Origin of the sequence: Catenulispora yoronensis, assembly GCF_039531695.1 — a bacterium.
Classification (GTDB): Bacteria; Actinomycetota; Actinomycetes; order Streptomycetales; family Catenulisporaceae; genus Catenulispora; species Catenulispora yoronensis.
The window spans coordinates 1-23,479 of sequence record NZ_BAAAQN010000105.1 but is presented as its reverse complement, the minus strand read 5'-3'; the positions used below and the strand labels follow the sequence as shown (position 1 = coordinate 23,479).

Below are 23,479 nucleotides of genomic sequence, written 5' to 3'. Positions count from 1 at the left end.
GGCGCGGGAGAGCCCGCGCCGGCCGGGGCGTCCGCCGGGGCGGCGGCCGTCACGTCAGCCGGTCGCCTTCGCCCAGCCGGCGACGGCGAGCTTGGAGGCGGCGGACATCTGGTCCTGGGTCGCGAACTGCGGCGTGCCGGTCACGGTCGGCAGCGCGGCCAGCGCGGCGGTGTCGGCGGTGCCGGCCTGCTGGAGCGCGGGCAGCTCGGCCGGGCGGGCCTGGCCCTTCAGCCACAGGTTCTGGCCCTCGGGGGAGTACAGGAACTCCTCCCACAGGCGCGCGGCGGCCGGGTGCGGCGCGCTGGCGCTGATCGCCTGGTTGTAGAAGCCGCCGAACAGGCCGTCGGTGGGGACGACGACCTTCCAGTTGACGCCCTTGGCCTTCAGCGTGGTGGCGGCCGAGGCCTGGAGGTAGTCCCAGTCGATGGTGATCGGCGTGGTGCCGGACTGGATGGTGGCCTGGGTGGCCGCGACCGGGACGAAGACGCCGTCGGCCTTGAGCTTGCCGAAGAAGTCGATGCCGGGCTGCACGTTGTCCAGGTTGCCGCCGTTCGCCAGCGCGGCGGCGATGACGCCCGACAGCGCCGCGTTCGCCTTCGTCGGGTCGCCGTTCAGCGCGACCTGCGACTTGTAGGCCGGGTCGTCCAGCGACTTCAGCGTGGTCGGCGGGGTCTTCACGCGGTCGGCGTCGTAGCCGATGGCGATGTAGCCTCCGTAGTCGTTGTACCAGAGGCCCTTGGCGTCCTTCTGGGCGTCGGCGATCTGCGACCAGGTGGCGACCTGGTAGGGGGCGAACAGCCCGTCCGCGGCGCCGGAGGTGGCGGCGGCCTGGCCGACGTCGACGACGTCCGGCGCGCTGCTCTTGCCCTTCTGCTGCTTGATGGCGTTCAGCTCGTCCTGCGAGGAGCCGTCCGGGTTGGCGTCGTTGATCTTGATGCCGTACTTGGCGGTGAAGGCGTCCATGATGGCGCCGTAGTTGGCCCAGGTCTTCGGCAGCGCGATGACGTTCAGCGTGCCTTCCTTCTTCGCCGCGGCCACCAGGGCGTCCAGGCCGCCCAGGTCCTGCGCGGTGGTGGCGCTCGCGGCGTCCTTCGTGGCCCCGCCCGCGCTGCTGGAGCCGGCGGCCGCGGCGGCCGCGGTGGTCGGCGCGCCCGCGGCGGACTTGGTGCCGGCGTCGGAGCTCTTGCTCGACGAGCACGCGGCCGCACTCAGGGCGAGGACGGCCGCGGTGGCGGCGATGCCCGTCAAACGTCGGTTCACGGTGGTTTCCTCCCGGTCGGGGGCGGCCGGGATTCGGCCGCGCTGTCACTCCCGCGGCAAGGACTATGCGGATGCCAGGTGGACGCAAGTTCGGAACCAGGTGAACAAACCAAAGTTGTATGGCCAACAGCTAGTTGTATGGCCAACTATGGTCTGCGCAGGTCGACGTGGACGACGCACAGCCAGCGTTCCAGCGCATAGAGTTCAGATCGACGAAAGGATGGCAGGGCCCGGTGAAAGAGGAGCCGAGATACCGGCGGATCGCGGAGGAACTGCGGCACGCCATCGCCGAGCACGCCTACGGCCCCGGCGGCCGGCTGCCCAGCGAAGGCGCCTTGGCCGAGCAGTACGGCGTCTCCCGCGGCACGATCCGCCAAGCCCTGATGCTCCTGCGCCACGACGGCCTGGTCACCTCCCGCCGCGGCACCCGCCGCGTGGTCCTGGACGACGCGCCGGTCCAGGACTTCGCCCAGATGCAGAGCTTCGCCCGCTGGGCCCGCTCCATCGGCGAGGTCCCCGACGGCGTCGTGATCCGCCAGGGCTGGCACCGCGCCGACGACGAGGAACAGCGCCACCTGCGCATCGGCGAAGGCGCCCAGGTCTTCAGGGTCCTGCGACTGCGCCACCTGTCCGGCCGCCCGGCGATGCTGGAGCGCACCAGCTACCCCGAACCGGTCGGCGCGATCGTGGAGCCGCTGCCGACCGACACCGTCTCGGTGACCGAGTTCCTGGAGCGCGGCGGCGTCTACGTCGCCGACGCCGAGCACACCATCGACCTGGTCCGCGCCGACGCCGAGGACGCCGAACACCTGCACTGCCTGGCCGGGGACCCGCTGCTGCGTGAGCGGCGCCGCTCCACCGACCCGGCGGGCGTCCCGCTGGAGTGGTCGGAGGACCGGTACCTGCCGGGCCGCGTGGCCTTCGTCGTCCACAACTCGCTGGCGTCGACGCCGCTCACCAGGCACCACACGATTCCGGCGCCGGAGTGAACCGTGCGGCCGCCCGGCGCGACCTGTCGGTCTACGGCCGCCAGGCGAAGTGGGAGGACTCGCCGGCCGGCTGGCCGCAGCGGCCGACCTACGGCTGAGGTGACGCGGCGGACCAGCGACGTTCCCAGGAGCGCAGGAGCGCGGGGTACACGATCAGGTATCTGAAGGGTTTGATCGCCGCCATGTAGAGCGTTCCGAAGCGGCCGTTCGGCTTGACGAGAACGGCCATCTGGCCGCGCCAGCCGCCTTCGCCGTCGGGGACCCAGCTCAGGTGCAGGACGCCGTGCATGGTGCGGTTGGCGATCTCCGCGGCGCCCTCGTCGCCGACCTGGTACAGGAAGGTGAACGGGGATCTGTCCTCCTTGGTGTGGGCGTCGGCGGCCGCGCGGAGGTCGGCCGGGAGCCGGTCGCGCAGGGACTGCACGCGGGCGTCGAGGCCGTCGGCGTGGCGGTCCAGGCCCAGCAGCGCGCCGAGCTTCCAGCGCAGCCACCACAGCGCGCGGGCGGGCAGTGAGGCGTCTTTCTCGAAGTCGCTGTTCTCCAGGACCGCCACCAGGGTGGCGAAGCCGTCCGGGCCGCCGGGGGTCGGGAGCGCCCAGACGTCCTCCAGGCGGAAGTCCGGGGCGATGCCGTGGATCAGCCAGGGTTGGTCCGTATGGGCCGAGTTCGCGAGGCGCATGAAGGCACTCCGATCGTTATACGCTGGCGTATAGATGGCAGTCTACGGCATGTTGTACGGAGCCGTATAGATGGGAGAGGACGCCGATGGCCGCACCCCGCACGCCGCGCCACGCCTGGGTCGAACAGGGCCTGCGCACGCTGGCCGAGGGCGGGCCGGAAGCGGTCCGCATCGAGGTGCTGGCCAAGGCCCTGGGCGTCACCAAGGGCGGTTTCTACGGCTATTTCGCCGACCGGGACGCGCTGCTGGCCGAGATGCTCGAAGTCTGGGAGCGGGCCGTCACCGAGGCGGTCATCGACGAGGTCGAGGCCGGCGGCGGCGCGGCCCACGACCGGCTGGCCCGGCTGCGCAGGCTGGTCTTCCCCGGCGCGGACGCGGGAGCGGGTCCGGACCGGGGCGCGGGAGCGGACCGGGGTTCGGTTCCGGACGGGGGTTCGGTTCCGGACCGGGGCTCGGTCCCGGACATCACCGTCGAGCTGACGATCCGCGACTGGGCCCGCCGCGACCCGGCGGTGGCCGAGCGGCTGCGCCGCGTCGACAACCGGCGGATGGACTACCTGCGGTCGCTGTACCGCGACCTCAGCGCGGACGAGGACGAGGCCGAGGCGCGGAGCCTGCTCAGCTACAGCCTGTGGATCGGCCGGCATCTGATCACCGCCGACAACGGGACGGCCGATCCGGCGCGGGTGGACCAGCTGATCGCCGACCGGTTCCTCCGGTAGCGGCGGCTCCGGTATCAGTCTCCTGACCTGCTGGTCAGGGGGCTGACGCTGTGGCAATCTTGCTCCGGGAACCGGCGGTCCAGGGGGCGGAGAGCTGATGCGCGGCGGACGTTTGGCACGGGCGGCGAAGGCACACGGGCTGGGCGGCTGGCAGGCCGCGCACTACTACGGCGGCACGGCGTCGTTCGTCGTCGCCGGATACCTGGTGTTCCTCACCGGGATCTTCGCTCTGGCCGGCGGTCGCTCGGCCTGGGGGCTGACCGCCGCGGTCGGCGCGCTGGCGGTGCTCGGCATCGGCTCCGGGGTGCAGACCCGGCGCCGCAAGGCCGTGCACCTCTTCGAGGGCGGCGTCGTCCTGACCGGGATGTGGGGCCAGGTGAAGGCGGTCGGCCGCTGGCCGGAGCTGACCGTCTACGCCAAGCGGACGGCGCAGTTCTCCGGGAGCCGGAACGGCTACGCGGTGGCGATCGGCGGCCGGGAGCGCTTCGGCTTCGGCCGCAAGCAGGTCACGCGCGGCCCGGAACTCGTCGAGGCGATGACCGCGAGCGCGGCCGCCGGCCATCGCCGGGCGCTGGAGGAGGCCGGCTCGATCACGTTCGGCGCCGAGAGCGGCGGCTCGGATCCGCTCGGCCCGCTGCGCGTCACACCGGAGCGGATCCACCTGGAGCAGCACGGCGTCGAGATCGCCATCACCGACATCAAGCGCGTCTGGATCGCGTTCGTCCCCTTTCGCGGCCAGGACATCCGCATCCTGAACGTGACGACGGCCGCGGAGCCGGTCGCCACCACGATGCTGTCCTCCCGCCCCGCGGACATCGAGGCCGCGGGCGACCTGATCGCGTCGCTGGCGGGCAAGAAGGTCGAGCTGGGGGAGGGCGTGGGCTAGCCGTTCCCCAGGCCCAGCCGGGCCTGCTCCTCCTCGACGATCCGGCGCGCCAGATCGGTGTTCGACACGTCGACGGCGTCCGGCGTGGCCTCGGCGACGGCGCTGCGGCGCGCGTAGGCGTCGAACAGCTGGGTCTTCTTCGCCAGGATCCTGATCATGCGCTCGTCCACGCCGCCGGGGGCGAGCAGCCGGTGGACGTGCACCGGCCGGACCTGGCCCATGCGGTGGGCCCGGGACACGGCCTGGTGCTCGATGGTCGGCTTGATCTGCGGTTCGCAGAGCACGACGACGGACGCGGCCTGCAGGTTGAGGCCGATGCCGCCGGCCTCGATCTGGGCCAGCAGGACCGCCGGGCCCTGGACGGCGGCGAAGTCGTCGACGAGCACTTGGCGTCGGGCAGCAGGGACGCTGCCGGTGAGCGGGCCGAAAAGCGGGCCGAAAGGCCGGCTGGAGGGCGCGCCGGAAAGCGGAGCGTCGGCGGCGAGCGCTTCCTTCACTATGCCGAGCACATCCTTGAAGTAGGAGAAGACCACGACCTTCTGGCCGTTCTCCCCTGCCTCCTCGACGATTTCGCGGAGCCGGTCCAGCTTCGCCGACTTCTCAGGGCGCATATACGCGGCCCGGCGCATCGCCATGAAGTTCCCGGCCCGCACCGCTTCCCGGTACTCCTCCTCGTCCGACGGGCTCAACTGCTCCCACTCGTCGGTGTGTTGCAGACTCGGCAGCTCGGTCAGCACGTCGTTCTGGTTGCGCCGCAGATAGACCGGGGCGACCGCCTTGCGGAACGCGACCGATCCGGCCCAGCCGTCGCGGTCGGTGAGAGATTCGGCGATTCCCCCGTCGAGCATCTGGACCAGGCTGCGGAACTCGCCGACGCGGTTCTCCATCGGCGTCCCGGTCATGAACAGGCTGCGTTCGCAGCGTTCCGCCCACGTGGCCACCGCCCGCGCCCGCAAAGTCTGCGGGTTCTTCACGAAATGCGCCTCGTCGACGACGACCAGGCCCACTTCGCCGCCGCCCGGAGCCGGGAAATCGCGCAGGGCGTTGAACGTGGTGACCGCCACCCCGCCGCGCCCTTTCCAGTCGGCGAAGGCCTCCTGCCGGTCGGGGCCGTGCAGCACGAAGACCCGCAGCGCGCTGCGCGCCTCGATCTCGCGGGTCCAGTTCACCAGGACGCTGGCCGGGCAGACCACCAGGAAGTGGCTCTGGCCCTCGGCGGCCAGGTGCGCCAGCACGGCGATGGCCTGGATGGTCTTGCCCAGCCCCATCTCGTCGCCGAGGATCACTCGGCGCTGGGCGAGCACGAACCGCGCGCCGAACGCCTGGTAGCCGCGCAGCGAGACCCGGCGGTGCGTGTCGTCCAGCCGCTGGGTCCGGACCCGCTCGGCGATGCCCTCGGGGAGGTAGCCCTCGGCGGCCGCGGTGTCCGGCGGCTGGCCGGAGATCTCGGTGAGCAGGCTGTAGTACTCGGCGGAGCGGAGCTCGAAGTCCACCCAGACGGCGACTTCCTCGGACGGCCCGCGCAGCAGGTCCACCGAGGCCTGCGCCATCAGCCCGGGCAGCTCGGCCTGTTCGGCCTCGGCCACCAGGGCCTGGACCGCTTCGACCGCCGCCAGCGCGCGGGCCTTCTTCTCCTTGCCGGTCAGCAGCATCCTGAGACGGCTGCCGGCCGGCTTCGCCTCCGTCAGCAGCGGGCCGAGCCGCTCGGCCAGCGCCGTGGCCCGGTCCACCGCGCGCCGGGCCTCCGGACCCGCCTCCACGAGCACGTGCAGAGCCGTGACCAGAGCGGTGGTGGCGGGCTCGGGGTGGTCGACGTCGATGTGGACGGCCACCGTCTCCCGCGTCGCCGAGGCCAGCTGCCGGGCGGCGGCGAGGATGTGGTTGACGGTGTGTTCCCCGACCCCGGGGATCTGGCGCAGGCGGTAGGGCGGCGCTTCCAGGACGCTGGCGACCGTGGTGAAGCCGCCCTTCTCGACACTGCCCAGGCGGATGCGTCCTTCGGTGACGTCCTGGAGGCGGGCGACCGGGATCGCCGCGAGTTCGCGGGCGACCGCGGCGTCCTGGATCGGGGTGAGCGCGGCGCGGGCCGCCTCGACCGCGACGGTGTGGTCGCCGATCAACGCCTGCGCGGCCTGGTGCAGGCGCGACGCGTGGGCGATCACGTTCTGCTCGCTGCGTCCCACGCTGCTGGCCCCCTTACCGTCGCGCCCGTGCTTCGGAGCACGAAGGTACCCGGCTGTCACTCCCCATGGTAAAGACGGTCCAGATCGACGAGCTCGACGTCCGACCGCTTCTCGGCCGCTTTCAGCAGCCGCGGTGTGAATCCGGATCGGGCGAACAGCAACAGCTTCGGCGTCGTTTGGACGCGATGGGCGGGCAGCAGGCCGCGGAGGTGTTCCAGCCGCTCCAGTTGCGGGAGGTCGACAGGGCTCGTCGTCCCCTTCGCCTCACCGATCGCGGCGATGCGGTCCGGCGCGTGCGGGGCGCTCTCGGTGACCACGACGTCCACCTCGTGGCCGTGCTTGTGCTCCCGGCACGGCATCTCGGTCGGGCGCACCGAGCCGGCCCGGCCGCCGAGGGTCTCGGGGTCCGCGTGGTGGAAGCACCACTGCCGGGCGAGGTCTTCGAAGTGCGGGCCGTGGATCTTGCCCGCGACGGTGTCGGCATGGTCGGCCCAGACCCGCGCGGCGCGCCCGGCCACCAGCTCCGGCTCGTTGCGGGCGATGATGAGCTGGTGCAGGCGGACCACGGGCTCGGCGATGTGGTAGACGCTGCGTCGGTCCCGGAGGGCGTCCTCGGTCTGGGCGATCAGCCCTATGTCCTGGAGGCCGGTCAGCAGGTGCCCCAGGGCGCTGGCCGGGCGGCCGAGGACGGAGGCGATCTCGGTGCGGCGATGGTGGCCGGCGGCGATGGCGCTGAGGGTGGCGGCGTAGGAGGTCGGGTCGGAGATGGAGGGCTCCTCCCGGAGCAGCAGACCGCCCTCGCGGAACATGGCCGAGGAGGGGTTGAGCAGCCGCCGGCCCACCCACTCGTCGAAGACCTCCCGATCGGCCGGCGGGGCGCCCCCGGCCATCTCCAGATACGCGGGAGTGCCGCCGACCAGCGCGTTGAGCCGGAACGCGAGCTCGGGATCGTGCCCGACCCCCCAGAACCCCGCCGCCTGGCGGTAGTCGAAGGGCCGGAGCACGAGCTCCAGGCTCGCCCGCCCGCGCAGCGGCGCACCGCCGCCGAGCAGCTGCGCCATGACCGTCAACGCACTGCCGCACAGGATCAGGCGCGTCCTGGTGTGCTCCTTGGCGAACGCGGTGGGGCTCAACGCCTGCTGGAGGTAGGACGGCAGAGCCGGTGACACGGCGGTCAGGTACGGGAACTCGTCGATGACGACCGGCAGCGCCGCCTCCTCACCGATCCGCAACAACTCGTCGAGCGCCGTCCGCCAATCGCTGAACACCACGGGCTGTCGCAGCCCCCGGAACTGCGCGTAGGCGGCACCCAGATCGGCCAGATTCTGCGCCTCGCTCTGCTGCGTGGCCGCGAACAAGAACCCCCGCGCCTCGCGCGCCAGCAACTCCAGCATGATCGTCTTGCCCTGCCGCCGCCGGCCGTAGACCAGCCCCAGCGTCGCCCCGGGCACCGGCGACACCGCGAACTCCGCCAGATCGTGCCATTCGGCGTCGCGGCCGAACAGCCGGGTCGGCTTGGGGATCATCGCGACCTCCAACGGGAATGATAGTTGCAACTATCATAGCTGTGGCCACCGCTTCCGCAATCGGTCGGTGGCTTCGCGGCGCGCCGTATCCTTTTCTCATGCCCGAAGCGCAGGTTCACCCGAGTTACATCGTCCGTACTTATGGCTGCCAGATGAACGTCCACGACTCCGAGCGCCTGTCCGGCCTGCTCGAAGACGCCGGCTACGTGCGCGCCGAGGACGGGGCCAGTGAGGCGGATGTGGTGGTGTTGAACACCTGCGCCGTGCGGGAGAACGCCGACAACCGGTTGTACGGGAACCTCGGGCATCTGGCGTCGGTGAAGGCGGCGCGGCCGGGGATGCGGATCGCGGTCGGCGGGTGTCTGGCGCAGAAGGACCGCGGGGAGATCACGCGGCGGGCGCCGTGGGTCGACGTGGTGTTCGGGACGCACAACATCGGGTCGCTGCCGGTGCTGCTGGAGCGGGCGCGGGTGCAGGACGAGGCCCAGGTGGAGATCCTGGAGTCACTCGACGTCTTCCCCTCGACGCTGCCGACGCGGCGGGAATCGGCCTACGCGGCGTGGGTCAGCGTGTCGGTGGGGTGCAACAACACCTGCACGTTCTGCATCGTGCCGGCGCTGCGGGGCAAGGAGAAGGACCGGCGGCCCGGGGAGATCCTGGCCGAGGTGGAGGCGCTGGTCGCCGAGGGCGTCTGCGAGGTGACGCTGCTCGGGCAGAACGTCAACGCCTACGGCTCGGAGTTCGGGGACCGCGAGGCGTTCGCGAAGCTGCTGCGGGCCTGCGGGCAGATCGAGGGGCTGGAGCGGGTGCGCTTCACCTCGCCGCACCCCAAGGACTTCACCGACGACGTGATCGCCGCGATGGCCGAGACGCCGAACGTGATGCCGCAGCTGCACATGCCGCTCCAGTCCGGGTCCGACCCGGTGCTGAGGGCGATGCGCCGCTCCTACCGTCAGGAGCGCTACCTGGGCATCATCGAGCGCGTGCGGGCCGCGATGCCGGACGCCGCGATCACCACCGACATCATCGTCGGCTTCCCGGGGGAGACCGAGGAGGACTTCGAGCAGACGATGCACGTGGTCCGCCAGGCGCGGTTCTCGGCGGCGTTCACCTTCCAGTACTCCAAGCGGCCCGGCACGCCCGCGGCCACGATGGAGGGCCAGGTGCCGAAGGAAGTCGTGCAGGCCCGCTACGAGCGGCTGGTCGCGCTCCAGGAGGAGATCTCCTGGGAGGAGAACAAGAAGCAGGTCGGGCGGACCGTGGAGCTGCTGGTCGCCGAGGGCGAGGGCCGCAAGGACGGCTCCACGCGGCGGATGTCGGGGCGCGCGCCGGACAACCGGCTGGTGCACTTCGCCGTCGGGGACACCGCGGCGGCGGACCTGCCGCGGCCGGGGGACATGGTGTCGGTGGAGATCACCTACGCCGCGCCGCACCACCTGAACGCCGACGGCCCGGACGGCGGGAGCGCGATCAGGACCCTGCGACGGACCCGGTCCGGCGACGCGTGGCAGGCCCGGCAGGAGCAGCCGGAGGCCGAGCGGCGCAAGGCGGCGGTGACGCTGGGGATGCCGTCGATCGGCAGGCCGGCGGCGCAGCCGGTCGGCGAGGACGACGCTTGCGGGGTTTGCTGAGGCTGGGGTTCGGCCGGGATTCGGCTGCGCCCCGCTGCTGAAGCACAGCGTTCGGGGCGCTGCCACACAAGCTCTACAGCACTACACAGCACAGCAAGCACTGCACACCGCAGCGCTACAGAGCGCTACAAGGCCCCTGAGATCCGTTCCTCGCGGATCTCAGGGGCCTTGTTCGCGTACAACTCGCGTCCGGCCGGCTACCGGCGGCGCGTCACTGGTTGCCGGACCAGTTGTCCGGGCCGGCGGCGTCGACGGCCTTCTTCGCGGCGGCGTCCAGCCACGGCGCGATGGTCGAGGACTCGGAATGGTTCACGGCCAGCGCCACCGACAGGACCACGTAGCGGTGCTGCTGCTCGCGGTACTGCTTGATGGTCGCCGAGCGGTAGTCGCCCTGGCAGGCGGTCGAGCCCGGACCGGACTGCGGGCACCAGATGCCGAAGTCGGCCGCGTTCTGCTGCGCCAGGTCGTTGTAGACGACGGTGGCGGTGTGCTGGTCCGGCAGCGGCAGGACCTTGACGGAGACCAGGTACTGGCCGCTGTCGTCGACGTAGCTGGCGGCGACCTCCTTGGTGCAGCTGTTGGAGGTCAGGATGTCCTTCATGTTCGCCGACATGTCGGTCTGCACGCAGGGCTGGATGCTGCCGGCCTTCAGCGAGTAGTGCACGCCGCGGTCGTCGGTGAAGTCCTGCGGCGCCAGCGCCTCCAGCGTCATCGGCGTCTTATCGGTCGCGCCCTCGTTCAGCACCGACGGGTCGAACGGCGTCGACGTCAGGTCCGGCGGCGGCGTGTAGGCGTCGCTGGAGGACGACGTCGTGTCGCTGGGCGAGTCGGTGTCCGACGACGAGCTGTCCGACGGGCTCGGCGAACTGGAGCTGTGGCTGGTCGGCGCCTTCGTCCCGGTCGGGAAGTTGGTGTCCGGCACCGACGACGGCCCGGTCGCCGAGTGCGACGTGGAGCTCCCGGCGGTGCCCACGTTGTCCTTCGACCCGTTGCCCTTGCTCGCGAGCACGACCACCAGCACCACGGCCGCGACCGCCGCCACCGCCCCGACCACGATCCCGATGGTCTTGCCGTTGTTCTTCTTCGGCGGAGGCGTCTGCATGGGGTAGAACGGCCCGCCGGGCGGCTGGTTCGGCCCCCACCCGCCGGCCCCGGGCGGCGGCGCGCCACCCTGGTTCTGCCACGGGTTCTGCGGCTGCTGCGGCTGCTGCAACCACGGGTTCGGCGCCCCCGGCGGCGGAGGCGGCGGCGAGTACGCGGCCGCGGCCTGCGTCGGCGGCGCGGCGGAGTGCTGCTGCGGCTGGGGCTGCGGATACGGCTGCTGAGCGAACGGCTGGGGCTGGGGCTGCTGCGGATACTGCTGCTGGAACCCCGCCGGCGGAACAATCTGCGCGGCCTGCGTGGGCGGCGCCACCGCGAGAGTCGGGGCCGCAATCCCCTCCGGCTTGGTCTGCGCCGGCTCGGGAGTGGCGAGGGTCAACGCCTCGGTGGACGACTCGTCGGGCGACCCGGCACCGACCCTGGGAACCGGCCGCGTGAGCTCCTCGCCGGGCACGTCGGCAGCGAGGATCGGCACGGGCCGGGTCAGCTCGTTGTCGGGGGCGGCGGAGCCGGCGGAGGCCACGGCTTGGGTCGGCTCGTCGTCAGGCGTCGCGGAACTGGCGGCGACGGAGGGGACAGCCCGGGTCGGCTCGTCGTCGGGCGTAGCGGTGATGGCGGCGCTGGCGGCGGAGGAGGGGACGGCCTGCGTCGGCTCGTCGTCGACAGCGTCGGTGCTGGTCTTGGCGAGCAGCTCGGCAGCACTCATCGGCTGGGTCTGGGACTCGACAGAGCCGGCGGCGACAGAGGGGACCGCTTGGGTCGGCTCGTCGTCGACAGAGTCAGAGTCAGAGCCAGAGTCAGAGCCGGCGTCGGCTGCGAGAGCGGGCACCACAGTGGTCGGCTCGTCCTCATCGGCATCGCCCAGTGGCGGCACAGCTTCGATCAGCTCCTCGGCCGACGTCTCAGCGAGCAGATCCGCAGTACTCACCGCCTGCGTCGGCTCATCCCCGTCGTCCTCGGCAGCCTCCGCCAACGCCTCGCTCTCACCGGTCTCGGCCAGCAACTCCGCGGTGCTCACCGCCTGCGTCGGCTCGTCCGGCTCGTCCAGCTCATCCGGCTCATCCGGTACGTCCGCGCCGTCCACAGCACTCACACCACCTGCACCGCCACCAGCCGCCGCGGCGCTCGCCGTCTGCGCCTCCAGCATCGTGTCCGCGCCGTGCTCCGCCTCCAGCGGCGCGCCCAGGCGCGACAGCTCCGCGTGCGCACGGTCCAGCGCCGCCGCGCGGTCCGGGTCGTGCTGCATCATGCCCCTGATCAGGGGGGCGAGGGTCGGTTGGCGGGGTTCGGCGGTCGAGGTGTCGAAGGGGGAGCGGCCCTCGGCGGCCAGGAAGAGGGAGGCGCCGAGGTTGAAGACGGGCTCCTCGACCGTCGGGACCGGCAGGACCAGGATCTTGCCCTCGTCGGTGAGCAGGATGTGGTCGGCGGTCAGGTTGGGGTGCGGGCCGGTGCCGGACAGGGTCGCGACCGCGCCGGCGGCTATGGTCAGGACCTGTTCGGCGGGCAGTGCGCCCCACTGGGCGATGGCCTCGGCCAGAGTGCGGGCCGGGACCGGCGCCGCCACGAACCAGGCGCCGGCGTCGCTGACCAGGGCGCCGGTGGTGGGCAGGACGCTCCGGCGGTCGCGCCAGGGCGCGGGGTCGGGCACGCCGTCGCCCGCGGCCGGGACCAGTACCACTTCGACGTCTTCGTGCTCGTCGTGCGCCCGCCACGCCGGCCCCAGCGGGTCGCCGAGGCGGTAACGCCCGGCGACCAGATCCCCACGCTGCACGGACACCGTCCGCCCTCCCCTTTTGTGTACAGGTGTCTGATTCTTGTGTTACTGCACCGCGACCTGCGGGCCGCCTTGTTTGGCGGCGCTGGTCGCGGCCGGCTTCAGCCAGTCCTGCGCGGTCGCGTCGGACGTCAGGTTGATGTACATCGACACCGCGTGCACAAGGTACCGGTGGTTGGGCTGGATGTAGCCGTACTGCTGCGCGCCGCTGGTGTTCTTGCTCGCCGAGCAGATCTCCGAGCCGGCGCCGGTGCGCGGGCACCAGATGCCCCAGTCGTCGACCGTGAACGCGTTCTTCGCCTGCATGTCCTTGAAGGCGTTGGTCGCCGAGTCGGCGTCGGCCAGCGGAATCACCGCGATGTCGACCAGGATCTTCTTGTCCTTGTCGATGTAGGTGGCGATCGCCTGCTGGTCGCACTTGTACTTGGTCAGCAGTGTCTTGAGCTGCGCGCTCTCATAGGTGTTCACGCACTTGTCGGTCCACTGGTTCGTCGCGGTGTAGACCACGCCTTTGGAGTCGGTGAAGGCCACCGGCAGCAGCGAGGCCGCCCCGAACACGGTCTTGTCGGTCGTGGCCTTGTCCCACGTCGCCGGGTCCACGGTGTTCGGCGGCGTGATCCCGTCGCTGGACGAGCTGTCCGACGGCGACGACGGCGACGACGGCGACGACGGGCTCGACGGGCTCGACGACGAAGCACTCGACGGCGTCGACGAGCCCCCCGACGACGGCGGCCCGGAACTCGGCGCGGACGTCGGAGTGGTCGTGCTCGAACTGTGGTCGACCGGCCCCACCACGTCGTGGTCGTTCTTGCCGCTGCCGGACAGCGCGACGGCCGCGACGATCCCGGCGGCCAGCACCACCGCCACGCCCGCGCCGATGCCGACGTTGCGCCCGGTCTTGTTCTTCGGCAGGGACGGCACGTGGGTGAAGCCCGGGTCGGGCCCGTAAGGCGTGGTTACCTGATGGGCCTGCGGCGGGTACGGCGTGGGCGGATACGGCGTGGACTGATAAGGCGTCGGCGACGGCGGATACGGCGTACCGAATCCGGGCGTCCCGGCGGCCACGGTCGGCGGAGCCATCGAAGAGGCCGAAGAAGCCGACGAACCCGAAGAAGCCGACGAGCCCGAAGCGGCCGAGGAAGAGAACCCTCCGGGCGAAGGCGTCAGGAACGGATTGGCGTTCGGTCCGGAGCCTGAGCCTGCTCCGGTCCCGGAACTCGTTCCAGAACCCGTCCCTGTACCCGTTCCCGCACCCGTCCCCGGCGGCACCACGATCGTCGCCACGTCCGGTATCCCGTCGGTCCGCAGCCCCGACCCCGGCGTCCCGAGCAACCGCTCCAGTTCCTGCCGCGCCCGCGCCGCGTCCCACCGCGCCGCCGGATCCTTGATCAGCAGCCCGCTGATCAACGGCGCCAGCGTCGGCTGCCGGGTCACCGGCTGCGTCTCCTCGAACAGGATCGCCGTCAGCACCCCGACCGCGGTCTCCCGCGAGAACGGCGAGCGGCCCTCGCTCGCGTAGTAGAGCGTCGCCCCCAGCGAGAACAGGTCCGAAGACCCGCGCGAGGGCTCGCCCCGCGCCCGCTCCGGCGCCACGAACTCCGGCGACCCGATCAGCACGCCGGAGGCGGTCATCGTCAGGTCCGCCTCCTGCACCGCGATGCCGAAGTCGGTGAGCAGCACCCGGCCGTCGGTGGTCAGCAGCACGTTCGGCGGCTTCACGTCCCGGTGCAGGATCCCGGCGGCGTGGCTGGCGCTCAGCGCGTCCAGCACCCCCAGCCCGACCTTCGCCACCTGCTCGGCCGGCAGCGGCCCGCGCTCCTCGACGATCTGCGCCAGGTTCCGCGACGGGATCAGGTCCATGACGATCCACGGCAGGCCCTGGTGCGACACCATGTCGTGCACCGAGACGATGTGCGGATGGCCGCGCAGCCGGGCCGCGTTGCGGGCCTCGCGCTGCGCCCGGGCCAGCCGGTCGGCGCGCTCGGCGTCGGACAGCATCGGCGGCAGCCAGACTTCCTTCAGCGCGACGTCGCAGTCCAGCGATTCGTCATAGGCCCGCCAGACCCGCCCCATGCCCCCGGCGCCGAGCCGCTCGATGAGCCGGTACCGCCCGGCTATCAGGATCCCCTCCGCGCCGTGGCTGTCCGTTCCGTTTTCCTCTTCTCCAGCCACCGCTGGCCCCTCCCGTCCGACTTTACGCAGCCCAGTCTGTCAGGACCGGCCGTAACCCGCGACCATGTGCCCTACCCTGGACCGATGATGATCGCCGCGGCCGTCGTCCCGCATCCCCCGGTCCTGGTCCCGGAGATCGCGCAGGGATTCGCCCCGGACCTCGACGCGCTGCGTGCGGCCTGCGACCTCGCGGTCGGCCGCCTCTACGCCGCCGGGCCGGACGAGATCCTGATCGTCGGCGCCGGGGACCGGCAGAGCACGGACATCGCTGTCACCGGCAGCTTCCGCGAATACGGACTCGATCTCGCGGTGGACGGTCGCTGGCCGGCGGCCGGCGCCACTTCGATCCCGATGACGCTGCCGTTCCTGATCGGTGCCTGGCTGCTGCGCGATCGCCCTGCTACCCCGGTCCGACATGCGGCTATGGTCGATGGCAGCGTCACCGGCCCGCTTCCGCTCCCCGTGACCGCGACCGGCCGCCGCCAAGCCCTGCTGGTCCTCGGCGACGGCTCCGCCTCCCGCACCCAGCAGGCCCCCGGCCATTTCGACGAACGCGCCGAGCCCTACGACGCCGCGGTGGCGCGTGCGCTGGCCACGGTCGACACCAAGGCGCTCGCTGCCCTCGACCCCGATCTGTCGCGGGCCCTGCACGTCGCCGGACTCCCTGCCTGGCAGGCGCTCGCCGCCGCGGCCGAGGCATCAGCCGAGGCATCAGACGTCGAGTACGACGCCGAGCTCCTTTACGAGGAAGCCCCCTACGGCGTCGGCTACTTCGTCGCGACGTGGATCGCGCGCTGACACGACGAATCGCGCATAAAGGCAAACAGAACGGCCGCGGCTACCGAATCGTTGAATCGTTGATTCGGTAGCCGCGGCCGTGTTCCATCCCCCTCCCCGGTGCCTACCGCTGAGCCGGCACCGCGGTCCGGAAAACTACTTCAGCATGTCCTTGGCCTTCTGGACGCCGGTCTCGATCTTGTCGTCGTACTTGCCGCCGGACTTGCCCTTGGCCATCGCCCCGGCCTTCTCCACGCCGCTGGCCACGTTGTCCTTGATGCTCTGGGTCATCCCGCCGCCGGACTTGGCGTCCGACCGCCCGTCGTCCCCGGCTCCCGGAGCGGCCTCGCCGTCGTGCGACACCGGCGCGCCCTCGGACACCATGTTCGTCGCCCCGTCCTCGGCGTCGGCCTCGGCCTCCGGCGCGGACACGCTGCCCGCGGGTCCGGCCTCGGTCTCGTCCTTCTTCTTGTCCATCATGTCCGAGACCTTGTTCTTGGCCTGCCCGGCGACATCGCCGGCCTTGTCGGCGGCCTCGCTCACCTTGGTCTTGAAAACGTCGAAGATGCCCATGTCGCCTGCGAGTCCTTCCGTGAAGGGGATCCTGTCCCCAGGAGATCACGAGTGGCGTCACCTGTCGAACCGGGTCGATCACCGTGAGTGACATGGGAGAATCGGCGCCGTGAGCGCAGCATGAATACCGTCCCGGTGATCGCCGTCGTCGGCCCCACCGCCTCCGGCAAGTCCGACCTCGGCGTGGCGGTGGCCCGGGCCCTGCACGGCGAGGTGGTCAACGCCGACTCGATGCAGCTGTACACGGGCATGGACGTCGGCACCGCCAAGCTGACCGTGGCCGAGCGCCACGGCGTGCCGCACCACCTGCTGGACATCTGGCCGGTGACCCGCGCGGCGAACGTCGCGGAGTACCAGACGCTGGCCCGGGTCGAGGCCGACCGGCTGCTGGCCCGGAACAAGCCGCCGGTCTTCGTCGGCGGGTCCGGGCTGTATCTGCGCGGCGCGCTCGACGAGTTCAAGTTCCCCGGCACCGACGGCGCGCTGCGCGAACGGCTGGAGGGCGAACTCGCCGAGGTCGGCTCCTTCGCGCTGCACCAGCGCCTGGCGGTCGCCGATCCGCAGGCCGCCGAGAGCATCCTGCCGTCCAACGGACGGCGCATCGTGCGCGCGCTGGAGGTGATCGAGCTGACCGGCGGCCTGTACACGGCCACTCTGCCCGAGCACACCGACCACTACCCGCGCACCGTCCACCTGGGCCTGGACGTCGACCGCCCGGCACTGGACGAGCGGATCGCGCTGCGCGTGGACCGCATGTGGGAGGCCGGTTTCGTGCAGGAGGTGCGTGACCTGCTCCCCGAGGGGCTGCGCGACGGCCGTACTGCCGCGCTGGCCCTGGGCTACGCGCAGGTGCTGCGGTTCCTGGCCGGGGAGTGGACCGAGGAGCAGGCGAAGGAGGAGACGGTGCGTGCCACCAAGCGCTTCGCGCGGCGGCAGGACTCGTGGTTCCGCCGCGACTCGCGCGTGCACTGGTTGCGGTTCGATCGTCCCGACCTCGTCGAGGCGGCGCTGGATAGGATCGGGGCATGATCCTCGACGGCCTGCCGGCCGCGGTCCGCTTGACCAAGGGCCACGGCACGGAGAACGACTTCGTCATCGTCCCGGACCCGGACGGCGCGCTGGAGATCGGCCCGGGACAGGTCGCGGCGTTGTGCGACCGGCGGGCCGGGATCGGCGCCGACGGGCTGCTGCGGGTGGTGCGCACCGCCAAGATGCCCGGGTACGAGGACCAGGCCGCCGAGGCCGAGTTCTTCATGGACTACCGCAATGCCGACGGCAGTGTGGCTGAGATGTGCGGGAACGGGGTGCGGGTCTTCGCGCTCTATCTGACGGCGCGCGGCTTCGTTGACGACAGCCGTAGTGGTGACGACAGCCGTAGTGCCGACGACAGCCGTAGTGCCGACGACATCGGTAGCGCCGACGACACCCGTAGTGTTGCTCCGCTGAGGTTCGGCGTCGCGACCCGCGGGGGCGTGAAGCACGTGACCCTCGTCCCCACCGGCCCGCAGACCGCCGACGTCACCGTCGACATGGGGGTCCCGGTGTTCCCCGCCGGCCGCGACGGGCTCGCCGTCGACGTGCTCGGCGTCCCGAGGCCGGCGGTCGACGTGGACATGGGCAATCCGCACGCGGTCGTCTTCGTCGACTCGGTCGACGACGCCGGGACGCTCTACGAGGCGCCCGCCGTCACTCCGCCCGGCAGCTACCCCGAAGGCGTCAACGTCGAGTTCGCCGCCGACGTCGCGCCGCGCCACCTGGCCATGCGCGTCCACGAACGCGGCGTCGGCGAGACTCGCTCCTGCGGCACCGGAGCCTGCGCCGTGATGATCGCCGCCGCCCGCCGTGACGGCGCTGCTCCTGGCACCGGCTACACCGTCGACGTTCCCGGTGGCCGGTTGCGGTTCGTCGAGCGTGCCGATGGGCGGCTGGAGATGACCGGCCCGGCCGAGCTCGTCTTCGACCTCGCGGCCCCGGAAAGCGCCTGAGATGCCGGACACCGCCCCGTACGACGCGCTGCTGCTGGTCTCCTTCGGCGGACCCGAGGGCCCGGACGACGTGGTGCCGTTCCTGGAGAACGTCACCCGCGGCCGTGGCATCCCGCCGGAGCGCCTCAAGGAGGTCGGCGCGCACTACTTCCAGTTCGGCGGGGTCAGCCCGATCAATGCGCAGTGCCGCGATCTGATCGCCGCGTTGCGCCAGGATTTCGCCGATACCGGTGTGAAGCTGCCGATCTACTGGGGAAATCGCAACTGGAACCCGTTCCTGGCCGACACTCTGGCGCAGATGGAGGCCGATGGGGTGCGGCGGGCGCTCGCGGTGTTCACCAGCGCTTATTCGTCGTACTCCGGCTGCCGGCAGTATCGCGAGGACCTTGCCGCCGCGCTGGCGAAGTCCGGCACCTCGATCCAGTTCGACAAGATCCGGCCGTACTTCAACGACCAGGGTTTCGCCGAGCCGATGGCGGACTCGGTGGCGGCGGCTGTCGCCGGGCTGCCGGGGTCGGCGCGGGTGGGACCGCGTTTGGTGTTCGTGACGCACTCGCTGCCGCGCGCCTACGCGGAGACGTCCGGTCCGGGCGGCGGCGCCTACGTGGCGCAGCACCTGGAGGTGGCGCGCATGGTGGCCGAGGGCGTCAGCCGCCGCACCGGGCTGGTGCTGCCGCACGAGCTCGTCTACTGCTCGCGCAGCGGGCCGCCGCAGACGCCGTGGCTGGAGCCGGACATCAACGACCACCTGCGCGAGATCAAGGCGCAGGGCGCGACCGGGGCCGTGCTGGCGCCGATCGGCTTCGTCTCCGACCACATGGAGGTCGTCTACGACCTCGACGTCCAGGCTGCCGAGACCGCGCAGGAGATCGGGCTGCCGATCGCGCGTGCCGCGACGGTCGGCACCGATCCGCGGTTCGTGGCCGGGCTGCGGCGGCTGGTCGTGGAGCGCGCCGCCGTGGCGCGCGGGGATGTCGAGAGCGGCGCGCTCTCCGGCGTGGTCGGGCGGCTGCGGCCGTTCCCCGACGTGTGTCCTTTGAACTGCTGCCCCAATCCGCGGACGCCGCTTCCGGCGGTCGCGGGCCAGGACTGACCGGACTTCGTACACCCAGAAAGCAGGCCGCCCCGATGACTGTGAGCGCCGACCCCAAGGAACTGCTGGAGCTGGCCTCGCGGCTGGCGGCCGAGGCCGGGCGGGTCCTGGTCGAGGACCGGCCCCGCGATCTGGGCGTGGCCTCGACCAAGTCCAGCCCGACCGACATCGTCACCGTCATGGATCAGCGTTCGGAGAAGCTGATCGTGGCCGGCATCCTCGCCGAGCGGCCGGACGACGGGATCCTCGGCGAGGAAGGGGCCAGCCGCGAGGGGACCTCCGGGGTGCGGTGGGTGATCGACCCGATCGACGGGACTGTGAACTACCTCTACGAGCTCCCGATGTGGTGCGTGTCGATCGGGGTCGAGGTCGACGGGGTGGCGGTGGCCGGCGTGGTCGAGGTGCCGATGCTGCGCGAGACGTTCACCGCGCTGCGCGGGCATGGCGCTTGGCGCAACGGGGAGCCGATCCGGGCCCGCAGTGCGCAGTCCGGGGGTGGTGGTGGGGGTGAGGGTGAGGGTGCGGGTGAGCCGGTGCCGTTGGAGCGGGCGCTCGTCGCCACCGGCTTCGGGTACGCGGCGCAGCGGCGGGCCGTCCAGGGCCGGATCGTGGCGGATCTGCTGCCTCGGGTGCGGGACATCCGGCGTGGCGGCTCGGCGGCCATCGACCTGTGCTCTGTGGCGTGCGGGCGCGTGGACGGCTACTACGAGCGCGGGACCAACCCGTGGGACATCGCCGCCGGCGGGCTGATCGTCGAGGAGGCCGGCGGGCGGATCGGCGGACTGCGCGGAACGGCCGCCTCCGTCGAGATGACGGTGGCGGCCGCTCCTGGACTTTTTGAGGTGTTGTGCGAGTATCTCGAGGGGTGCGGCGCGGACCGGGACTCCTGAGGGTTGGGAGAGCCGGCGCATTCCCGCCGGGTTTCGGTCAGGCGGCGCGCGGGAGGTCCTCACGGACCTCCACATGGTGGTTCGCGGCGATCCGGAGCAGGTTGTCCAACTCGGCCTGCTCCACCTGGATCGCATAAGCATCCTCGGCGATCATCGCACCTTGCAGGCGGGCCTTGGTCTCACGGATGCGCTGGGTAAGGCCGGTGACGAATTCGAGCATGGTGTCTCTCCTGCGGGGGTGACGCTAGGGGGCTTTGTGCCTCCTGCCCGGCATCTTCAGAAGGGAAACTCCCGATCACCTGAGAAAAGCCTGTGATCATGAGACGTTTGTCACTTACCCGGTGTTTACGTCATGACCAGGCATGATGGATCGACGCCGGGAGAGCCGGAGACGTACCGGCCGGCGAGGTACCGGCCGGCGACGTACCAGAGGGAGAACGCGCAGTGCGGGTGCTGGTCGTGGAGGACGAGCAGGTGCTGGCCGACGCCGTGGCGACCGGTCTGCGCCGCGAGTCCATGGCGGTCGACGTCGTCTACGACGGCGACGCCGCGCTGGAGCGAATAGAGGTCAACGACTACGACGTGGTCGTGCTGGACCGGGATCTGCCGCTGGTGCACGGCGACGACGTCTGCCGGCACGTGGTGAGCAGCGGGCTGGCGACGCGGGTGCTGATGCTGACGGCGGCCGGTGATGTCGCGGACCGCGTGGCGGGCCTGACCCTCGGCGCCGATGACTACCTGGCCAAGCCCTTCGCGTTCCCGGAGCTGATAGCGCGCATCCGCGCGCTGGGCCGACGCGCCGTGCCGGCGCTGCCGCCGGTGCTGGAGCGCTCGGGTCTGCGGGTCGATCCCAGTCGGCGCGAGGTGGTGCGCGATGGACGGCCGGTGCCGTTGTCGCCCAAGGAGTTCGCGGTGCTGGAGGTGCTGATGCGTGCCGATGGTGCCGCTGTGAGCTCCGAGCAGCTGCTGGAGAAGGCCTGGGACGAGAACGCCGATCCGTTCACGAACGTCGTGCGGGTGACGGTGATGACGCTGCGGCGCAAGCTGGGCGAGCCGGCGGTGGTGCTCACCGTGCCGGGTGCCGGGTATCGGATTCCCTGATGCAGGACGTCCACGGTGTGCATGGTGTCCACGGTCTGATGGCTGGTGGCGACTCGGGACAGGTCGACAGCACCTACGGCGGTGAGGACGGGCCGCCGCCCTCGGCGCGGGAGCGTCCGCGCCCCGGGCTCACGATCCGCATGCGGATGACGGTCGCCTACGGCGCGGCGGTGTTCCTCACCGGTGCGATGCTGATCTACGTCGCCTACTTGTTGTTCCGGTGGCGTCTGAACCACATGAACGCGGACGTCGCCAAGCCGCTCGTGTGCCAGGGCACCAAGGTCGCGAAAGCCGACGACGCCTACTGCCGCGAGATCGAGAACAAGCAGATCCTGAGCCAGATCGAGAAGCCGCTCATCATAGTCCTGCTGGTCTCGGCCGTGGTGGCGGTCATGATCGGCTACTTCCTGGCCGGACGCTTCCTGCGGCCGCTGCACCGGATCACCCACACCGCGCGCCGCGTCGCCAGCCGTCCGGACCGCGCGCTGCACGCCCGGATCGACCTGGAGGGTCCGCACGACGAGCTCGTGGAGCTGGCGCAGACCTTCGACAGCATGCTGGATCGGCTGGACCACGCCTTCGAGGGTCAGCGCCGGTTCGTCGGCAACGCCTCGCACGAGCTGCGTACTCCGCTGGCGATCAACCGCACGCTGCTCGAGGTGACGCTGATGGACCCGGAGGTGTCCGAGCAGACGCGGCAGCTGTGCCAGACGCTGCTGGCGACGAATGAGCGCAGCGAGCGGATGATCGAGGGACTGCTGCTACTGGCGCGCGCCGACAACGAGCCGACCGACCGCGAGGACATCGACCTCGCCGAGGTCGCCCACCGCTCAGTGACGCAATGCGAAATGGAGGCAGCCGACCGCGACGTGGCGATCCGCACCTCCCTCCAACCTGCGTACGTGTCCGGAGACGGGATCCTCATCGAGCGGATCGCGATGAACCTGATCCAGAACGCACTACGGCACAACGTCGCCGGGGGATGGGTCGATGTACTCAGCTACGACCGCTCGCAGGACGTGCCCGGCCACGGCCTGCTCGTGGTGGCCAACACCGGCCCGGAGGTACCGCCCTACGCGGTGGAGTCGCTGTTCGAGCCCTTCAAGCGCGGCTCGCAGGCGACGGGCGCTGCGGCGGCGCGCGATCCGAAGGACAAGGGCGTGGGGTTGGGGCTGTCGATTGTGCGCTCGGTGGTGCGGGCGCATGGGGGGCGGGTGGCGGCTGAGCCTCGCCCGGGGGGTGGGTTGATTGTGCGGGTGTGGTTGCCGGTGCGGGGGTGATGGTGGGGGGGGTGGTCGTGGGGGAGTGAGGTCAAATAGATAAAGTCAAAAGCCGTGAAAGGCGAAAAGCAGGCGCTTCCAGCGGGGACCTCTGATCCCTCGGAGAACTGGCGCTAGTCCATAGGGGGGTGGCTGCTAGTCCCTGCGCTGGCGGTTTGTGAGGTGGGGGTTTGTTCCCCTCGCTCACGTCGGCAGCCCTACGGGTACAGCACCGCCGCCCAGGTATCAAGTCCATGCCGTGGCGGATGTGTTCTAGCGCTGCGGTTGTGCTTGCATGAACTTGACACCTGGTCGGCGGTACTGTAGGCAAAGCCCTGCCGACGTGACCGAGGAGAACAAACCCAAACCCCAGGGAGGGGACTGAAGGATCCGGGGGCGGGGCGGCTCGCTTCAGCCTTTCGGCCGCCGGTGGGCAAACCTTCGGCGCCGGTAGAGCGAGTCTTCGACTGCCGGTAGAGCAGGTCCTCGGCCGCCGGTCAGGCAGGTCATTGGGGCGCCGGTGCGGCAGGTCGCCAGCGAGGCAGGTCTTCGGGGCGCCAGTGCGGCAGGACTTCGGTAGCCGGTCAGGCAGATCTCTCGGGCGCCAGTGCGGCAGGTCGCCGGTGAGGCAAGTGTTTGGGGTGTCGGTGTGGCAGGACTCTGGCCGTCGCTTTTGCTTTGAACCTTCCCGGCGGCCGGAATCGGCAGGCATCCGCCCCCTCCCCAGTGATTGTCAGCTCTCTCCCTGGGTTTTTGGTTTGTTCTCCTCGGTCACGTCGGCAGGGCTTTGCCTACAGTACCGCCGACCAGGTGTCAAGTTCATGCAAGCGCAACCGCAGCGCTAGAACAACAAGGTTCCGGCATGGACTTGATACCTG

General features: G+C 71.1%; 19 protein-coding genes. 11 read left to right on the top strand and 8 right to left on the bottom strand.

Features of this window, described 5'->3' with window-relative positions; genetic code table 11:
- Window positions 1–54: 54 nt before the first annotated feature.
- Window positions 55–1,260 carry an ABC transporter substrate-binding protein gene (locus ABD481_RS45030; RefSeq protein WP_344672085.1) on the bottom strand — a complete coding sequence of 402 codons (1,206 nt, stop codon included), beginning with the start codon at window positions 1,258–1,260 and terminating at the stop codon, window positions 55–57.
- Window positions 1,261–1,493: 233 nt separating this feature from the next.
- Between ABD481_RS45030 and ABD481_RS45025 the strand changes: the two genes are divergently transcribed.
- Window positions 1,494–2,249, top strand: coding sequence for a GntR family transcriptional regulator (locus ABD481_RS45025; RefSeq protein ID WP_344672084.1), 756 nt, complete (start codon window positions 1,494–1,496; stop codon window positions 2,247–2,249).
- A gap of 88 nt (window positions 2,250–2,337) precedes the next feature.
- Here ABD481_RS45025 and ABD481_RS45020 read toward each other — a convergent pair whose 3' ends face one another.
- On the bottom strand, window positions 2,338–2,928 hold the full coding sequence (locus ABD481_RS45020; protein WP_344672083.1) for a DUF2867 domain-containing protein: 591 nt from the start codon (window positions 2,926–2,928) through the stop codon (window positions 2,338–2,340).
- A gap of 86 nt (window positions 2,929–3,014) precedes the next feature.
- On the opposite strand from ABD481_RS45020, the gene ABD481_RS45015 reads away from it, so the two are divergent.
- On the top strand, window positions 3,015–3,650 hold the full coding sequence (locus ABD481_RS45015) for a TetR family transcriptional regulator (protein WP_344672082.1): 636 nt from the start codon (window positions 3,015–3,017) through the stop codon (window positions 3,648–3,650).
- Window positions 3,651–3,747: 97 nt separating this feature from the next.
- The gene (locus tag ABD481_RS45010) at window positions 3,748–4,536 is read left to right on the top strand and encodes a hypothetical protein (protein ID WP_344672081.1); all 789 of its coding nucleotides are present in this window, start codon (window positions 3,748–3,750) and stop codon (window positions 4,534–4,536) included.
- On the opposite strand, the gene ABD481_RS45005 is transcribed toward ABD481_RS45010, so the two are convergent.
- Together ABD481_RS45005 and ABD481_RS45000 are read right to left on the bottom strand one after the other, a co-directional pair.
- Entirely contained in the window at window positions 4,533–6,719 is a 2,187-nt protein-coding gene (locus ABD481_RS45005) for a DEAD/DEAH box helicase (protein ID WP_344672080.1), read from the bottom strand. The two genes, ABD481_RS45010 and ABD481_RS45005, sit on opposite strands and share 4 nt — an antisense overlap.
- 56 nt (window positions 6,720–6,775) lie before the next feature.
- On the bottom strand, window positions 6,776–8,245 hold the full coding sequence (locus ABD481_RS45000; protein ID WP_344672079.1) for an AAA family ATPase: 1,470 nt from the start codon (window positions 8,243–8,245) through the stop codon (window positions 6,776–6,778).
- 98 nt (window positions 8,246–8,343) lie between these two features.
- On the opposite strand from ABD481_RS45000, the gene miaB reads away from it, so the two are divergent.
- Entirely contained in the window at window positions 8,344–9,876 is a 1,533-nt protein-coding gene (miaB, locus tag ABD481_RS44995; protein WP_425559425.1) for a tRNA (N6-isopentenyl adenosine(37)-C2)-methylthiotransferase MiaB, read from the top strand.
- A gap of 211 nt (window positions 9,877–10,087) precedes the next feature.
- On the opposite strand, the gene ABD481_RS44990 is transcribed toward miaB, so the two are convergent.
- Window positions 10,088–12,754: a serine/threonine-protein kinase gene (locus ABD481_RS44990; RefSeq protein WP_344672078.1), complete on the bottom strand. Its 2,667-nt coding sequence runs from the start codon at window positions 12,752–12,754 to the stop codon at window positions 10,088–10,090.
- A 42-nt stretch (window positions 12,755–12,796) separates the two neighbouring features.
- Window positions 12,797–14,923 carry a serine/threonine-protein kinase gene (locus tag ABD481_RS44985; RefSeq protein ID WP_344672077.1) on the bottom strand — a complete coding sequence of 709 codons (2,127 nt, stop codon included), beginning with the start codon at window positions 14,921–14,923 and terminating at the stop codon, window positions 12,797–12,799.
- Window positions 14,924–15,007: 84 nt separating this feature from the next.
- Here ABD481_RS44985 and ABD481_RS44980 point away from each other — a divergent pair, with 84 nt between their 5' ends.
- Entirely contained in the window at window positions 15,008–15,721 is a 714-nt protein-coding gene (locus tag ABD481_RS44980) for a class III extradiol ring-cleavage dioxygenase family protein (RefSeq protein ID WP_344672076.1), read from the top strand.
- A gap of 135 nt (window positions 15,722–15,856) precedes the next feature.
- On the opposite strand, the gene ABD481_RS44975 is transcribed toward ABD481_RS44980, so the two are convergent.
- Window positions 15,857–16,273, bottom strand: coding sequence for an antitoxin (locus tag ABD481_RS44975; protein ID WP_344672075.1), 417 nt, complete (start codon window positions 16,271–16,273; stop codon window positions 15,857–15,859).
- 120 nt (window positions 16,274–16,393) lie between these two features.
- Here ABD481_RS44975 and miaA point away from each other — a divergent pair, with 120 nt between their 5' ends.
- The 4 genes from miaA to ABD481_RS44955 are packed head-to-tail and all read left to right on the top strand — an operon-like array spanning window position 16,394 to window position 20,241.
- Window positions 16,394–17,302 carry a tRNA (adenosine(37)-N6)-dimethylallyltransferase MiaA gene (miaA, locus tag ABD481_RS44970; protein WP_344672074.1) on the top strand — a complete coding sequence of 303 codons (909 nt, stop codon included), beginning with the start codon at window positions 16,394–16,396 and terminating at the stop codon, window positions 17,300–17,302.
- The gene (gene dapF / locus ABD481_RS44965) at window positions 17,299–18,258 is read left to right on the top strand and encodes a diaminopimelate epimerase (protein WP_344672073.1); all 960 of its coding nucleotides are present in this window, start codon (window positions 17,299–17,301) and stop codon (window positions 18,256–18,258) included. The genes miaA and dapF overlap by 4 nt, the downstream gene beginning before the upstream one ends.
- A 1-nt stretch (window position 18,259) precedes the next feature.
- Entirely contained in the window at window positions 18,260–19,351 is a 1,092-nt protein-coding gene (locus tag ABD481_RS44960; RefSeq protein ID WP_344672072.1) for a ferrochelatase, read from the top strand.
- A gap of 35 nt (window positions 19,352–19,386) precedes the next feature.
- A complete protein-coding gene (locus ABD481_RS44955) occupies window positions 19,387–20,241 on the top strand; it encodes an inositol monophosphatase family protein (RefSeq protein WP_344672071.1) in 855 nt (284 codons plus the stop codon).
- 37 nt (window positions 20,242–20,278) lie between these two features.
- Here ABD481_RS44955 and ABD481_RS44950 read toward each other — a convergent pair whose 3' ends face one another.
- Window positions 20,279–20,461, bottom strand: coding sequence for a hypothetical protein (locus ABD481_RS44950; RefSeq protein WP_344655316.1), 183 nt, complete (start codon window positions 20,459–20,461; stop codon window positions 20,279–20,281).
- A gap of 224 nt (window positions 20,462–20,685) precedes the next feature.
- Between ABD481_RS44950 and ABD481_RS44945 the strand changes: the two genes are divergently transcribed.
- Together ABD481_RS44945 and ABD481_RS44940 are read left to right on the top strand one after the other, a co-directional pair.
- The gene (locus tag ABD481_RS44945) at window positions 20,686–21,342 is read left to right on the top strand and encodes a response regulator transcription factor (RefSeq protein ID WP_344672070.1); all 657 of its coding nucleotides are present in this window, start codon (window positions 20,686–20,688) and stop codon (window positions 21,340–21,342) included.
- Complete coding sequence (locus ABD481_RS44940) at window positions 21,342–22,622, top strand: sensor histidine kinase (RefSeq protein WP_344672069.1); 1,281 nt, start codon at window positions 21,342–21,344, stop codon at window positions 22,620–22,622. The genes ABD481_RS44945 and ABD481_RS44940 overlap by 1 nt, the downstream gene beginning before the upstream one ends.
- Window positions 22,623–23,479: the final 857 nt, after the last annotated feature.